The organism is Nocardiopsis sp. CNS-639 (genome assembly GCF_000381685.1).
GTDB lineage: Bacteria > Actinomycetota > Actinomycetes > Streptosporangiales > Streptosporangiaceae > Nocardiopsis > Nocardiopsis dassonvillei.
On sequence record NZ_KB906862.1, the window covers coordinates 1 to 13,268 of the forward strand.

Consider the following 13,268-nt stretch of genomic DNA (forward strand, 5'->3'; position numbering starts at 1 on the left):
CCGTTCGACCCAGAACTGCGAAACGTAGTCCGGTGGCAGCCCTCCCCTTTCAGGTTCTGGCTCAGCTGTGAAGCATGCGGTCAGCGCTGCGCACATGGACAGTACGGTTGCCAGGAAAGCGGGCGTACGGGCTTCACGACGGGTCAGCGTTTCCTCCCAGGGCGGTGGTGATGTAGGCCCGGTGCGGTCCCGGAGGGTTACGGGGTGCCGTCCCCGCAGTCGACGTAGTCGGCGATGCTGGCCGTGTACTCCTCGTGGGTGTCGAGGGTCTCCCAGAACTCGTCCATGTAGGCGTCGACGAACTCGTCGCCGCTGACGGGTTCGCCGCACCAGGTGACCTCGTTGGCCTCCATGGCGTCGATGAGGGCGTCATCGATCCTCGAGGTGCCGTCGACCCCCTCGGTGCTCCACGCGTCCTTGTCGAGTTCGACGGTGTATCCGTCCTCGGTCTGCCGGAGAATACCGCTGTCGAGGAGCCTGTCCCGGCTGCCGCCGATGTCCGCGACGACTTCTTCGGGACCATTCTCGGCGAGCATGCGGTCGAGTGTGCGCACCATGGCCTCCCGTTCGACCCAGAAGCGGGAGACGCTGTCCGCCGGAGGACTTCCTTCCGGTTCTGGCTCGGACGCGGAGCACGCGGTCAGGGCCGCGCACACGGCCAGGGCGGCTGCCAGGAAGGCGGGCGCATGGCCCTCGTGACGAGTCAACGGTTTCTCCGGGACGGTTCTGGTGCGGGCCCGGTCAGCCCCGGGAAGGCTACGGGGTGCCGTCCCCGCAGTCGACGTAGTCGGCGATGCTGGCCGTGTACTCCTCGTGGGAGTCGAGGGTCTCCCAGTGTTCGTCCATGTAGGCGTTGACGAATTCGTCTCCGCTGACGGGTTCGCCGCACCAGGTGACCTCGTTGAAGTCCATGGCATCGACGAGGGCGGCGTCGACCCTGTTGAGAGGACCGGCCTCCTCGGTGCGCCATTCGTCCTTGTCCAGTTCGACGGTGTATCCGTCCTCGGTTTCCTGGAGGATCCGGGTGTCGAAGAGCCTCTCTCGGCTGGCGGTGCTGTTCTCGAGGACATCCTCCTGGTCGTTCTCGACCAGCATGCGGTCCAGAGTGCGCAGCCTGGTCTCCCGTTCGACCCACGACTGGGAGACGTAGCCCGGCGGCAGTCCTCCCCGTTCGGGTTCGGACTCGGGCTCGGACGCGGTACACGCGGTCAGAGCCGTGCATGTGGACAGTGCGGCCACCAGGAAAGCGGGCGTACGGCCCTTACGAAGAGTCAACGGTCCCTCCGGGGCGAGTCGGGTGTGCGATCGGTGCGGTGAGCCATCGGTTCTCATTCCTGGGGCTCGTCGGGGTCCCGGAAACCTTCGACATCGCCGTTGAAGTACTCCCTCGTCTCGTCATAGGCGCTCGTGTACTCGCTGGTGAAGTCGTTCACCCACATATTGCCGGGGCCATCGCGTTCGACGGTCTCTCCGTGCGCATCGACGTACTGGCTGTGTATGTGCGTCGTTTCCATGATGCCGGAGAGCGCATCGTCGATGGCGCCTTCGTCATCGCCCACGAACTGTGACCAGTCGGTGTCCTTCGCGACGTTGATCGTCACGCCCTCCTCGAAGGCGAAGTCGTTGGTGATGTCGGAGGCGTCGAGCACTTGGCCGTTGCGCTCGACGGTCACCACGCCGCTGTCGACCAGGACCCTGAAATCACCGCGTTGGGTGTTGTCCTGGAACGCCTGGGGGTTGTTCTGCGCCAGGTAGTCGAGGGTCTCCATCCGGAAGTTCCGGTTGATGGAGTCCTCACTGGTGTAGACGGGGAACCGCGGTGTGACCTCGTAGTCGCCGTTGACGATCGCGTTGACGATGCTGTCCTGACCGAGTTCCAGCCCCTTGGACACGGCCGTGCCGATGACCGGGATCTTCTCGGACAGGCCCCCTGCCTCGCCCACGACGAACTCGGCGATCTGTGTCCTGCGCTCGATCGTCTTGTCGAGATCGGCACTGCGGTCCTGCGACTCCAGCCACAGGGCCCGCTCCAGCAGACCCTGGAGCTGTCCGGCCCCGTCCGCGGCGGTCGCCTCGTTACCGGTCTCCAGGAAGGCGATCGACTCGATCTGCTGGTAGGCGTCCACGGAGTTGACCACGCGCCCGGCGGCCTCGTCGTTGCCCATGAGGAGCTGCATGTACATGGCCCGCTCGTCGGGCCCCATGTTCACGAAGCTCGTGTCCGCCTCGAACTCCCCGATACCCGAGTTCGGTACGTCGTTGCCGTCCAGCACCTGCCCGTTGGCGAAGCTGTAGATGTGCGCGTCGAAGATGTCGGCGAGGCTGTCGGCCAGCTCCCCGTTGAACTGGGTGAACGAGGCGTCGGAGTACTCGTTGTCTCCCTCGGTCACGTCCACGCCGGTGTTGACGAGGGCCTCGTGCATCTCCGCTTCGGTGATGGTCTCCATGAACCCGGCGAAACCGTCCCCGGCCCGCTGGCGCACGTCGGGGTCCTCGCTGTGGATGTCCTCGGCCAGCCAGTCGGTGAGCTGGCGCGCGGTGCGGCCGTCGTCGTGCCACTCGTGGGTGAGCGTGCCCTCCAGCGCCCGCGTGCGCAGGGCCTCGTCGCCGTGGTCGACGCCCTCCTCCGTGTCGATGTGCTCGCCGGTGAGCATGTAGTAGTTGGCGTCGGTGTTGCGGCTGGCCACGTCGATGATGTGGGAGACCTGCTCGGAGTCGGGCAGCACACCGTCGGGGTCGGGGTCGTCGCCCCAGGCGTCGAGGAACGCGCCGGTGGTCAGGTGCAGGTTGGTCGACAGCCCGTAGCCGCCCTGGAGGCCCTCGTCCGTGTGCTCCATGAAGGCGGAGAGCGCCTTCATGTCCATCCCCATGCTCACGGGCGTTCCGGGGAGCTTGTTCTCGGCGTCGGGGTTGATCCAGGAGCCCTCGACGGCGTACCGGAAGCTCTCGGGCAGGTTGTCGTACCCTCCGCCGAGCGCGGGGTCCGAGAGCGCGAGCAGCCCGTTGCCGAGGACGCCGAGGGCGTCCTCCCGCTCCTCGTCGCTCATGTCGGACTCGTTCATGAGGTCGGGGTAGACCATGATGCCCGCCCCGACCCCGTCCCTGCGGTAGGGCTCCTCCAGCTGGGCGTAGAACTCCTCCAGGAACGCGATCTCCTCGGGGCTGAGCTCCGTGCCGTCCTGCTGGTTCTGCCGGGCGCCGGTCCCCACCATCGTGAGCACGAGCATCATCTCGTGGTAGCGGTCGTCCAGCGGCTTGTCACCGGACCAGTAGGCGGCGAGCTCGTCGGCGTACTGCTCGGCGTTCTCGGGCGTGAGCTCGCTGTCGTCGATGAGCGAGGAGTAGCGGGAGGGGTCCAGGTTGAGGAACGCCCAGTTGGCGTTGCCCGTGTCCATGAGCTTGCGGACGTTCTCCGGGGTCGGACCCTGTTCGAGCATCGTCCGGACGTCCTCGGCACCGTCCTGGAGCTTCTGCCAGTTGGTCTGCTCCTGGCTGATGAGCCCCTCCTGCACGGTGGCGAGCTCGTCGTAGAGGGCCCGGCACCGTGCCTCGTCCCCCGCGCCCCAGTCCGTCCAGAGGAAGCCGTCGGCCTGGGGGTGGGACGAGGTGATGTGGTCGTCCTTGTACTTGGCGGGGACGGCGTTCTCCTTCTCCGTCCTGCTGCTCTCCCAGGTGGTGACCTGGGAGTCGCGCTCCTCGTGGAAGGCCTTCACGATGTCCCCCCACCTCTCGGCCACCGAGGCCGCGTAGGTGACCGAGACGGCGGCGTCCCGCCAGTTCTGCAGGTCCTCCTCGGACAGGCTCCGGATGTCCCAGGCGATGACGTCGGTGAACTCGCCCGCGGCCGAGTCGAAACTCCCGCTGAGGTCGTCGGCGCGGCCGAGGAGTCGTGCGTTGAGGACCTCCAGGTCCGCCGCGCAGTCGTAGACGGGTTTGGAGTCGTAGTGGAAGTCGCGGGGGACGAAGACGAGAGAGAAGGTTGCCACGGTCTTCCTCGGAGGGGCGGGGGAGGCGGGTACGGAGTGGGGAGGGGGAGGGCGCCGTCAGCCCCCGAAGTTGATGTCCCGGTGGGACTCCCAGGGGTGGTCGAAGTCCTCCGAGCTGTCCAGGTCGTTCTGCGCGATCTCCGCGGCGCCCGCCTGGACGTTGTCGGCCAGGGACAGGCCGAGCGACTGGACGTCGATGAGCGCCTGCGCGGTGTTCTCCTTGAACGCGCTGAACCCGGCCCTGACGTCGTCGTGGCCCGAGACGCTCTCGGCGTCCTCCATGAGGAGGTCGAACGCGTCGGCGAGTCCGGCCATGGCGGCCGCGAGTGTTTCGGCGTACTCGCCGCCCCGCATCCCCTCGATCGGGTTGCCGCCCGCTTCGGTGGTCATGTGGGGGTCTCCTCTCTCCTCGAACGCGGGACCCGCGGGGAGGGGGCACGGCGCCCTCCCCGCGCGGAAGGCCCGTCCGCGGCCGTCGGGGCCGCCGGAACGGGTCCGGATGACGGGTGGGACGCGCGGACGGGGGCAGGAGTTCCGCCGATCCCCTGAACTGTGGGGATGCTACCTGGATAGGCGCCGCATGTGTACCTTTCGCCCCGGGATGTTAGCTCCTTGTTCAGCCGACGCCGGGGTCCGGGGCGGGTCCGGAGCCAGGACGGGGCTCCGGACCCGGGCCCGCTCAGGCCACCAGCCACACGAAGCCGTACTGGGCCCCCGTCAGGATGACGGCCGTCGCGGCCAGGACGACCAGGGAGAGGTGGATCCGCCCGGCCGGGCGCAGCCACCCCCTGACCCAGGCGGTCACGGCCACGGCCGCGGTGGCCAGGGTGAGCGGGACGGCGACGGCGAGCGGCAGGGTGAGCGCGAGGGACTCGCTGAAGATCCACTGCTGGAGCGTGTGGCTGTCGAACAGTCCGTACGCGACGAGTCCGACGGCGACGAAGCAGCTCAGCGCGGTCAGCGAGGCCAGCGCGCGGGCCAGGACGGTGAACCGGTCCGGTGCGCGGCGGAACTGCACGAACGCGGTGAACAGGACGAGCAGTCCGGCGGCGGCGATCACGCCGTGCGTGATCGGGCTGGTCAGCAGGGTGGTCCGCTCGTAGACCTGGGTGGCGTTGGTGTCCGTGGCCAGGGCGACGACCTCGCCGCCCTCCTCCAGGAAGGTCAGCCGGTCCGCGCCGTTCTGCGCGGCCATCCGTCCCCCGCCGAGGGGCAGCCAGCGGTCGTCCGCGGCCATCGAGCCGCTGACGGAGAGGGTGCCGTCCCCGGCGTCGCGCACGGTCATGTTGTCGAAGAGGGAGACGATCTGGCCGGGCCCGCTGGCGGAGCGGCGGCTGCTGACGTAGGTGCCCGTGTAGGCGCCGAGGTCGGCGCCGGTGTCGGCCTCCCCGGACGGCGCGGCCTGCGGGTCGAACGTGTCCCAGAACTCCTGGGCCACCGTCATCCGCAGGTCCTCCAGGGGGTTTCCCGCGACGGAGTCGTCGCCGTTGACCGCGACGAACATCCCGGCGTCGATCCCGGGGATCAGGGTGTAGGCGGTGTGCATGCCGTCCAGGTCGCCGGCGTGGCCGATGACCGGGGAGTCCCCGCCCCGCCACTGGTAGGTGCCGTAGCCCACCGCGGGGGCCTCCGGGTGGGTCTCGTGCTGGCTCGCCAGCATCTGCTCGGCCACCCCGGCGGGCAGCACGCGCTCGCCGTCGATCTCGCCGTCGCCCAGCAGGGCCAGCATGAACCGGGCCATGTCGTCGGTCGAGGCGAGGGAGGCGCCCGCGGGGGCCTGGGAGACGTGCAGGTCCCCGGCCTCGCTGCCGTCGGGCAGGTGGAACGCCGGGACCTCGTAGACCTCGCGGGCGTCGTAGATCTGGAGGAACGCGCTCCTGTCCATGCCCAGCGGCTCGAACAGGTTCTGGGCGACGTACTCCTCGAAGGGCTGGCCGCTCACCTCCTGGACGACGTACCCGGCCAGGCCGTTCCCGTGGTTGGAGTAGGCGGTGAACCGACCGGGCTCGTAGAGCTCCTCGGGCTTGAGGGTGCTGTACACCTCCTCCAGGTCCAGGTGCCGTTCGGTGTCTCCGGCCGAGGGGAAGTCCAACACCTCCGCGAACCCCGCGGTGTGGGTGAGCAGGTGGTGCATCGTGACGCCGTCCATGGGCAGCCGGGCGGCCTCGGGCAGGTAGGTGTTGACGTCCTCGTGCAGGTCGATCTCACCCTCCTCGGCCAGGAGGAGGGCGGCGGCCGCGGTGAAGGACTTGGACACCGAGCCGGTGGGAAGCGTGTGGACCGTGTGGTCCATGGGGGTCTGGGTGGCGAGGTCGGCGTACCCGTGGGAGGCGGAGGCGACCTGCTCGCCCCCGGCCACGACGGTCACGGCGACGCCGGGCGCCCCGTGCTCCTCCAGCAGTTCGGCGACGCGGGTGTCCACGAACTCCCGCGCGGTCTCGGGGTTGAGCGGCACGGCCTCGGCCGGGGCGGTCGGCGGGGCCGCGGCGCCGGGCGCGGCGGCGGCCGAGGCCGCCCCGGGCGCCAGGACGGCGGCGATCATCAGGGGTGCGGCCAGCATCGGCAGGACGCGTGGAACTCGTGGCATCAGGGGCTCCCGGGGTGTTTTCGCTACCCCTCGAACCTAGGATTCGGCGCTGTTCGGAGCACTGGTGCGGACGGGCGTTCCGGTACTACAGCCAGCTGCACCACCGGACGCGCGGACGCGGCGCCTCCTCGACCGGCCTCCGGGACGGGTCGGCTTCGTGCCCGGGCGCGGGGAGGCGTTCCGGGCGTGAGGAGGTCCGGACGCGCCGCTCAGCCGCTCCGGGACGGCCCGGGGCGGACTCCGCCCCGGCTCACCCCAGCAGGAAGGTGACAGTGAGCAGCGCGGGAATGGTGAGGAAGGTGGTCACGAGCACCACCTCGCGGACCATCACCTCGCCGGTGCGGTACTGGGTGGCGTAGTTGAAGACGTTCTGGGCCGTGGGCAGGGCCGCCAGCACGACCACGGAGAACAGGCTGGAGGCGTCCAGGTCGAAGACCAGGGCGCCCAGGGCCCACGCCGCCAGCGGCTGGACCACGGACTTGAGCGCCACGGCGAACAGCATCGGCACCCGTTCCGGACCCCGGCCGGGGAACGGGCTGCCGTGCAGGGAGATCCCGAAGGCCAGCAGCATGGCGGGGACGGCCATGCCGCCGATCAGGTGGAAGGGCTCCATCAGGGGTTCGGGCGGCACCCAGCCCGAGGCGGAGACGGCCACGCCCGCCAGCGACGCGATCACCACGGGGTTGCGGACCGGCGTGCCCAGCGCCCGCCGGAAGACGGGGCCCACTCCGCGCACGTCGCCGTCGGCCAGGTCCAGGAGGGTGAGGCCGACCGGGGCCAGCACCAGGAGCTGCGTGAGCAGGATGGGCGCGACCAGGGACGCGTCGCCGAGCACGTAGACGGAGATGGGGATGCCCAGGTTGCCCGCGTTGACGTACGAGGACGCGAGCGCGCCGACCGTGGTCGGTCCGACGCCCTGGCGCCGCACCAGCCCGAACACGACGAAGGCGAACGCTACGACGGCCACGCTGATGACGCTGACCAGGACCGGCCCGGACACCAGGACGGAGAGGTCGACGTCGGCCAGGATCGTGAACAGCAGCGCGGGGCTGGCCACGTAGAAGGCGAGCTTGCTGAGCACCTCCCTGGCCCCCGGGCCGAGGAGCGGGATGCGCCCGAGCATGTAGCCGATGACGACGATGCTGGTGATGACACCGAAACCGATCAAGACCCCGGACAAGAGGCGCCCCCACTGCGCACGCGCGACACAACCCGAAGACGCTATCCGAGGTCGGGTTTCGGCGATACGTCCCAGATCACACCGGTGTGTGCCTTCGGTGGTCTAAGGCGGGGTTCGCCGTGCGCGGCGGGGGTTTCGGGACGCGGCCGCTCCCGGGGAGGTACGGGTTTCGGCGCGGCGCCTCACTCCGCGGGCTCCTCCGGATCGGGGGACGGTGAGGGCTCCTCCTCGGCGGCCTCCTCCTCCGCCTCCCGGGCGGCCTCCTCCTCCGCGGCCTCCTCCTCGGCCAGGCGCTCGGCCTCGGCCTCGGCGCGGTCCGCGGCGCGGGTCGTGCAGACCTCCTCGGCGGCGGACGCGGAGCCGTCCACGGCGATCACCGTGAAGCAGTACTCCATGCCGGTGTAGCCGGTGGCGACCTGCGCGGTCACCACGCCGGGGCCGGTCCGGGCCAGGGTGGCGGCCTCGTGGCCGAAGGGGCCGCCCAGCACGAAGAAGGAGGCGGTGCCGCCGCTGTTGTCGGTCCAGCTGAGTTCGACGGCGTTGAGGCTGTCCGCCAGGACGACGCCGGTCGGCGCGGAGACCTCGGGCGGTGCCGAGGGGTCGACGACCGGTTCGGCGGCCTCCTCGTCCGCCGCGGGCTCCGGTTCGGCCTCCTGCTCGGCGGCCGCGACGACCGGGGCCGGTGACTCCAGCGCGGCGAACGCCCCGGAGACGCTGGTGACCATGAGGATGCCGCACACGGTCACGGCGATGTGGAGGTGGCGGCGCCACCGCGGCTGGTGCTGTTCGGTCTCGGGCACGGGGCCCCAGGAGGGGGTGTCGTCCTCGGTCCGCGCGGACTCGTCCACGGGCAGGGCGGAGGATTCGGCGGTGCCCGTCCAGCCCTCCAGACGCGACCAGGCGCGCAGCGCGGAGATCTCCTCGCCGCGCAGCTTGGCCATCATGATCTCGGCGGTGCCGCCCGCGTCGACGGCCGGGAGCCTGCTCCCCTCCAACCCGGTGGGCCGGGGCCTGAGTTCCCGTGACCGCTGAGGCTGCGGCTGTTGCGGTCCGGTCGCCGGGTGCCGGGCCGCCTCCCCGGGGAACGGCGGCGGTGCGTGCGGCGGGACGTGCGGCGCGGCGGGCGCGTGCGAGGCCTGGGGGCCCGAGGGCCGGAACCAGGCCGTGGCGGGAGGGTTCTGCGGACCCGAGGACGGGAGGGCGGGGGAGGGCGGGGTGTCCGTGCCGGGCGGGGTCTGCGGTCCGGGAGGTGCCGGGGGAGGGGTCTGGGGGCCCGTCCAGGGGGTGTAGGCGTCCTGCTGGGGGCCAGCGGCGTACGGCGGAGGCGGGAGCTGGGGTCCGGTGTGCGGGGTCCGCGTGTCCGTGGTCGGGGGCTGGAAGTCCTCCATGGGCGTCTGGGTGCCGGACACGGGGGTCTGCGGCCCCGACATGGGTGTCTGGGGTCCGCTCATCGGCGTCTGGCCGCCCGACACGGGCGTCTGCGGATCCGGTGTGTGGGGGCGCTGCTCCCACACGGGGGCTTCGGGATCCGGCACCGGCTGCTGCGGACCGGAGGCCGGAGGCCGCGGTGCCGCCGGATCCGGCGCGTACGCCGGGCTCTGGGGGCCCGACACGGGGATCTGCGGCCCCGACATGGGCGCTTGGGGACCGGACATGGGCACCTGGGGCGGTGCCATCGGGTGCTGGGGTCCGGTGTGCGGGGTCCGCGTGTCCGTGGTCGGGGGCTGGAAGTCCTCCATGGGCGTCTGGGCGCCGGACACGGGGGCCTGGGGCCCCGACATGGGCGTCTGGGCACCGGACATGGGGATCTGGGGCCCCGACATCGGCGCCTGCGCACCGCTCAGGGGCTCCTGGCCGCCGGTCGCGCCCAGCGTCGTGGCGGGCCGTGACGTGCGCGCCTGTTCGAAGGCCGAGGCGAACGCCGCCGGGGTCGCGAAGCGCTCCTCGGGCAGCTTGGCCAGCGCCCGGGTGAGCACACCCCGCAGCTTGCGGGAGATGTCGGAGCGGGGAACAGGCTTGGGGTCCTGCGTCAGGACGCGCTCGGTGTAACCGCGGGGGTCGAACGGCGTTCCGTCCGTCGACGAGAACGGCGTGTACCCCACCAGCATCGTCCAGACGGTGGACGCCAGCTGGTAGACGTCGGAGGCGGGCGTACGCGGCTCGCCCCGCAGCGCCTCGGGCGCCGCGTGCAGGAACGACTCCGTCGCCGGGTCGGGCGGGGGCAGGGCCTCCCCGGACCGGTGGACGGAACCGAAACCGGTCAGCACCGGTGTCCGGCCCGCACGCAGGATGTTGCCGGGGCACACGTCCCCGTGCAGCAGCCCGCGCCCGTGCATCGACCCCAGCGCGGCCGCCACACTCCGCGAGACGGCCGCCGCCTCCTGGATCGGAGCGGGCCCCCTCCGGGCGAGCATGTCGCCGAAGGAGCCGTCCGCGTAGAACGGCAGCACCACGAACAGGTCACCGTCGGCGGTGGTCCCCGCGTCCAGCAGGGGGACCACACCGGGAACCCCGCTGAGCTCGCGCAGCTGGTTCAGCTCGGCGCGCCCCAGGTGCTCGGGCAGGACCTTGAGCACGACGTCGGCACCGCTCGTGGAGCGTGTGGCCCGCACGATCCGGGCGCGGCGCCCCTGGCGGAGCAGGGCCGGGTTGCCGTAACCGGGCGCCCAGGCGGCGTGCTCGGAGCCGGACATGGGAGAGCGACCCCCTGGTGGTGTTCGTGGTGTGGAGGATCCCCGTCAGACGACGGGGAGGGCGGCACCGGGTGCTACGGAGACGAGGGCGCCTCGGTGGCCGGGCTCTGGAACGTCTGCTGGCGGGCGCCCCAACCGCGCTCCTCGTTGACCTCCTGCTGCCTGCCGAAGGCCCCGATGAGGGCGATGACCCCGCAGATCAGCGCGACCAGGATGAGCCCGCCGATCACCGCGGGCCACACCTGCTGCCGCCGCCGCCAGTACCGGCTCGAACCGTACATGAGGGCCGACCGCAGCTGCCGGTGCCGCAGGGCGTCCGCCTGGAGGACGTACTTCTCCTCGTTGGGCGTGTAGTGGAACGCCTCGGGGAGCTGCGGATCCGGGTCCGCCGGGGCGGACGCGGGGGATGGGGACGACATCGCCGCTCAGCCTACTAGAACAGTCCGTCGAGGTAGCGGGTCAGCCTGCCGTAGTTGTCCGCGGTGTTGCTGGTCGCGGCGATCACCTTGGCGAAGGCGGCGTTGACCTCGGAGAACTGGGTGTCGAACTCCGTGGCCTTGGCCTGGAACTGGGCGCTGCCCGAGCCCTCCCACTGGCTGACGGTGCTCTCGGACTGCTCGTTGATCTGGCTCATGATGGCGGAGAAGCGGCCGAGGTGGGCCTGCTGGTCCTCGGCCAGGCCCTGGAGGCCCGCGACGTCGCCGTACACGTCGAACTGACTCATGGGAAACCTTTCTGGGGAGAGCGTGGGGGGACGACTCAGGCGTTGACCGGGCGGGAGAGGCCGCCGAGGTCGCTTCCGGCCTGGGAGTAGTCGGAGCTGGAGTCGGAGTCGGTGATGTTGAACTGCCCCTGGCCCTCGTTCAGCTTGATGCCGTTCTGGCTGCACCAGGACATCAGCTCGTCGAAGCGCTCGGTGAGCTGCTCGCGGGCCTCGCGGAAACGGGCGAGGGCCTCGCCCTGGAGGGCGTCGGCGTCGTTGCTCATGTCCTGGATGAGCTGGTTCATCTGGGTGCGGATGCCCTCGGACTCCTGTCCGAGCTGCTCACCGCCGACCGCGAGGCTGTTGACGTTTTCAAGACCGGCGTGGGACATCTGTGCCTTTCCCGGGAGTTGGGGGTGGAAGGGGCCGCCTCTTCGTTCCGTCTCGGGCCGCGTTCGCGTGGGGATTCGTGTGGCCACGGTAAAGAGGGGAGATTACGGACGATAGTAAGGATCGCACCTTTCGGTCAACGGAGGTGCGCTTCTTGTGACATCGGTCGTCGGGCGGCGAACGGCCTGATCGCAGGCAGTGCCCCGCACGCGGCGGCTGACCGCTTCCGGCCACGGTTTCGGCCCTGGCCGGAGTCCGGCCGCCCTCACTGGCCGCCGTCCGCGCCGGGGCTCGCGCCCGGGTCCGCGGACACCGGTTCCGTCGCCCAGCGCACCGCCAGCGGCCAGCCGTCCATGGACGAGTCGTGGAAGCGGGGGAAGAGCTCGGCTGCCTCTCCCACCTCACCCCCGGCCAGGTCCACCCGGTGCCAGGATCCGCTGGTCTGGAGCAGGACCGCGTCGCGTTCGGGCGAGGGCGCGTACTGCACCACCGGCCCGTCGCCCTCCTCCAGCAGCCGTGTGGCCGTGTGGCCCTGCCCCTCCACCGCCACCAGGTACGCGCCCGCCGGGGGCTCCCCGCCGCCGGCGGGCGCGTCCGGGCGCAGCAGCGCGGTGCCCCCGCCCCAGACCGGGGAGTTGTCGAAGGTCTGCCACTGGCCTCCGTCGACGTTGAGGGTCGCGTTGACGACGCTGTCCGCCGTCTCCCGCACCACCAGGGTGCCGCCGTCGGCGGCGTTGCTCTGCCGGGTCTGCACGCTGTTGCGGATGTGCAGCGACCCGTCCGGGGTCAGCGCCCAGTCGCTGGGCCGCTGGTTCTCGCCGATCAGGAGGCTGCCCTCCTGGTTCGGTGTGCCCGTCGGGGCCTCCAGGGGCACCGACAGCACCTGCGGGGGCACGCCGTCCTGGGGGGTGTCGGAGACGAACCACAGCCGGTCGCCGTTGATGACCGGATGGGACAGGACCTCCCCCTCCGAGGCGGGCACGGACTCGACCGGCTGGTAGGAGACCTCCTCGGCGCCGGACTCCTGCGGATCGGTGAGCGTCGCCACCTGCACGGAGTTGGGCTCCTCGGTGACGTAGGCGAAGTACGTCCAGTCGGCGGAGAACTGCGCGTGCACGGGCAGGTCCCGGGCCATCGGATCGACCGCGCCGTCGGGCAGCGCGATCCGCTGGAGCGGCTGCCCGGTCGCGGGGTCGTGGAAGACCAGGACCTGGTCGGTCTCCGGGTCGCCGCCCTCGAAGCCCCGGTGCAGCAGGGCCAGGCCGGACAGCCCCTCCTCGGCCAGTTCCTCTCCGGTCCCGGGTCCGCCGCCGGAGCCGCCGGACGTGTCGGTGCACGCGGTCAGGGCGAGCAGGCACACTGCCGAGGTCAGGACGAGGGGGCGCCGCATGGAGCCGCCTTTCGGGGGACGACGGGGTCGGTCGGGAGGCCGCGGGGGCACGGGGTGGGATCACCGGGGGGACGCCGCGGTTCGGTCCGGGACGCGGTACCCATTATCCGGTTCGCGACGACACGACGCCCCGGCCGGGGAGCCGAGCCGCCGTGCCGCGCCTCGCCGAGGTCGCGGCCGGGCAGGCCCGTCACGCGGGCCCCGCCCGGGCCGGGAGGGCGGTGAACGCCGTCCCGGGGCACGTGGACCACACGGGTCCGCCTGGCCACATCCGGCCACGGCGGCGGACGCCCGCCATGCGAAGGCCCCCTCGCGCCGTGCCGGGATCCGCACCGCCTG

At 71.4% G+C, this 13,268-nt stretch carries 11 protein-coding genes; all 11 read right to left on the bottom strand.

Annotated features, from left to right (window positions below):
- Window positions 1–197: 197 nt before the first annotated feature.
- Complete coding sequence (locus tag G011_RS0115090; protein ID WP_081642974.1) at window positions 198–707, bottom strand: hypothetical protein; 510 nt, start codon at window positions 705–707, stop codon at window positions 198–200.
- Window positions 708–756: 49 nt separating this feature from the next.
- The gene (locus tag G011_RS29885; protein ID WP_036552740.1) at window positions 757–1,275 is read right to left on the bottom strand and encodes a hypothetical protein; all 519 of its coding nucleotides are present in this window, start codon (window positions 1,273–1,275) and stop codon (window positions 757–759) included.
- Between the two features lie 53 nt (window positions 1,276–1,328).
- Window positions 1,329–3,986: a hypothetical protein gene (locus tag G011_RS0115100; protein ID WP_019609209.1), complete on the bottom strand. Its 2,658-nt coding sequence runs from the start codon at window positions 3,984–3,986 to the stop codon at window positions 1,329–1,331.
- 57 nt (window positions 3,987–4,043) lie between these two features.
- A complete protein-coding gene (locus G011_RS0115105; RefSeq protein ID WP_019609210.1) occupies window positions 4,044–4,376 on the bottom strand; it encodes a hypothetical protein in 333 nt (110 codons plus the stop codon).
- A gap of 289 nt (window positions 4,377–4,665) precedes the next feature.
- Window positions 4,666–6,573, bottom strand: a complete 1,908-nt coding sequence (locus G011_RS0115110; RefSeq protein WP_026338322.1) for a serine hydrolase — start codon at window positions 6,571–6,573, stop codon at window positions 4,666–4,668.
- Window positions 6,574–6,823: 250 nt separating this feature from the next.
- Window positions 6,824–7,753: an AEC family transporter gene (locus tag G011_RS0115115; RefSeq protein WP_013156410.1), complete on the bottom strand. Its 930-nt coding sequence runs from the start codon at window positions 7,751–7,753 to the stop codon at window positions 6,824–6,826.
- A 182-nt stretch (window positions 7,754–7,935) separates the two neighbouring features.
- Window positions 7,936–10,446, bottom strand: coding sequence for a protein kinase domain-containing protein (locus G011_RS0115120; RefSeq protein ID WP_026338323.1), 2,511 nt, complete (start codon window positions 10,444–10,446; stop codon window positions 7,936–7,938).
- Between the two features lie 74 nt (window positions 10,447–10,520).
- Window positions 10,521–10,865: a hypothetical protein gene (locus G011_RS0115125; protein WP_019609213.1), complete on the bottom strand. Its 345-nt coding sequence runs from the start codon at window positions 10,863–10,865 to the stop codon at window positions 10,521–10,523.
- A 14-nt stretch (window positions 10,866–10,879) separates the two neighbouring features.
- A complete protein-coding gene (locus G011_RS0115130; RefSeq protein ID WP_013156413.1) occupies window positions 10,880–11,170 on the bottom strand; it encodes a WXG100 family type VII secretion target in 291 nt (96 codons plus the stop codon).
- 35 nt (window positions 11,171–11,205) lie between these two features.
- Window positions 11,206–11,541 (bottom strand): hypothetical protein, encoded by a 336-nt coding sequence (locus G011_RS0115135; protein ID WP_013156414.1) that lies wholly within the window; start codon window positions 11,539–11,541, stop codon window positions 11,206–11,208.
- Window positions 11,542–11,804: 263 nt separating this feature from the next.
- Window positions 11,805–12,929, bottom strand: coding sequence for a hypothetical protein (locus tag G011_RS0115140; protein ID WP_019609214.1), 1,125 nt, complete (start codon window positions 12,927–12,929; stop codon window positions 11,805–11,807).
- Window positions 12,930–13,268 lie beyond the last annotated feature (339 nt).

What these genes read in the sequence shown, in the direction of transcription:
- G011_RS0115130 (WP_013156413.1), bottom strand. Translation starts at nt 11,170, where the DNA reads ATGAGTCAGTTCGACGTGTACGGCGACGTCGCGGGCCTCCAGGGCCTG.
- G011_RS0115120 (WP_026338323.1), bottom strand. Translation starts at nt 10,446, where the DNA reads ATGTCCGGCTCCGAGCACGCCGCCTGGGCGCCCGGTTACGGCAACCCG.
- G011_RS0115135 (WP_013156414.1), bottom strand. Translation starts at nt 11,541, where the DNA reads ATGTCCCACGCCGGTCTTGAAAACGTCAACAGCCTCGCGGTCGGCGGT.
- G011_RS0115110 (WP_026338322.1), bottom strand. Translation starts at nt 6,573, where the DNA reads ATGCCACGAGTTCCACGCGTCCTGCCGATGCTGGCCGCACCCCTGATG.
- G011_RS0115140 (WP_019609214.1), bottom strand. Translation starts at nt 12,929, where the DNA reads ATGCGGCGCCCCCTCGTCCTGACCTCGGCAGTGTGCCTGCTCGCCCTG.
- G011_RS0115125 (WP_019609213.1), bottom strand. Translation starts at nt 10,865, where the DNA reads ATGTCGTCCCCATCCCCCGCGTCCGCCCCGGCGGACCCGGATCCGCAG.
- G011_RS0115105 (WP_019609210.1), bottom strand. Translation starts at nt 4,376, where the DNA reads ATGACCACCGAAGCGGGCGGCAACCCGATCGAGGGGATGCGGGGCGGC.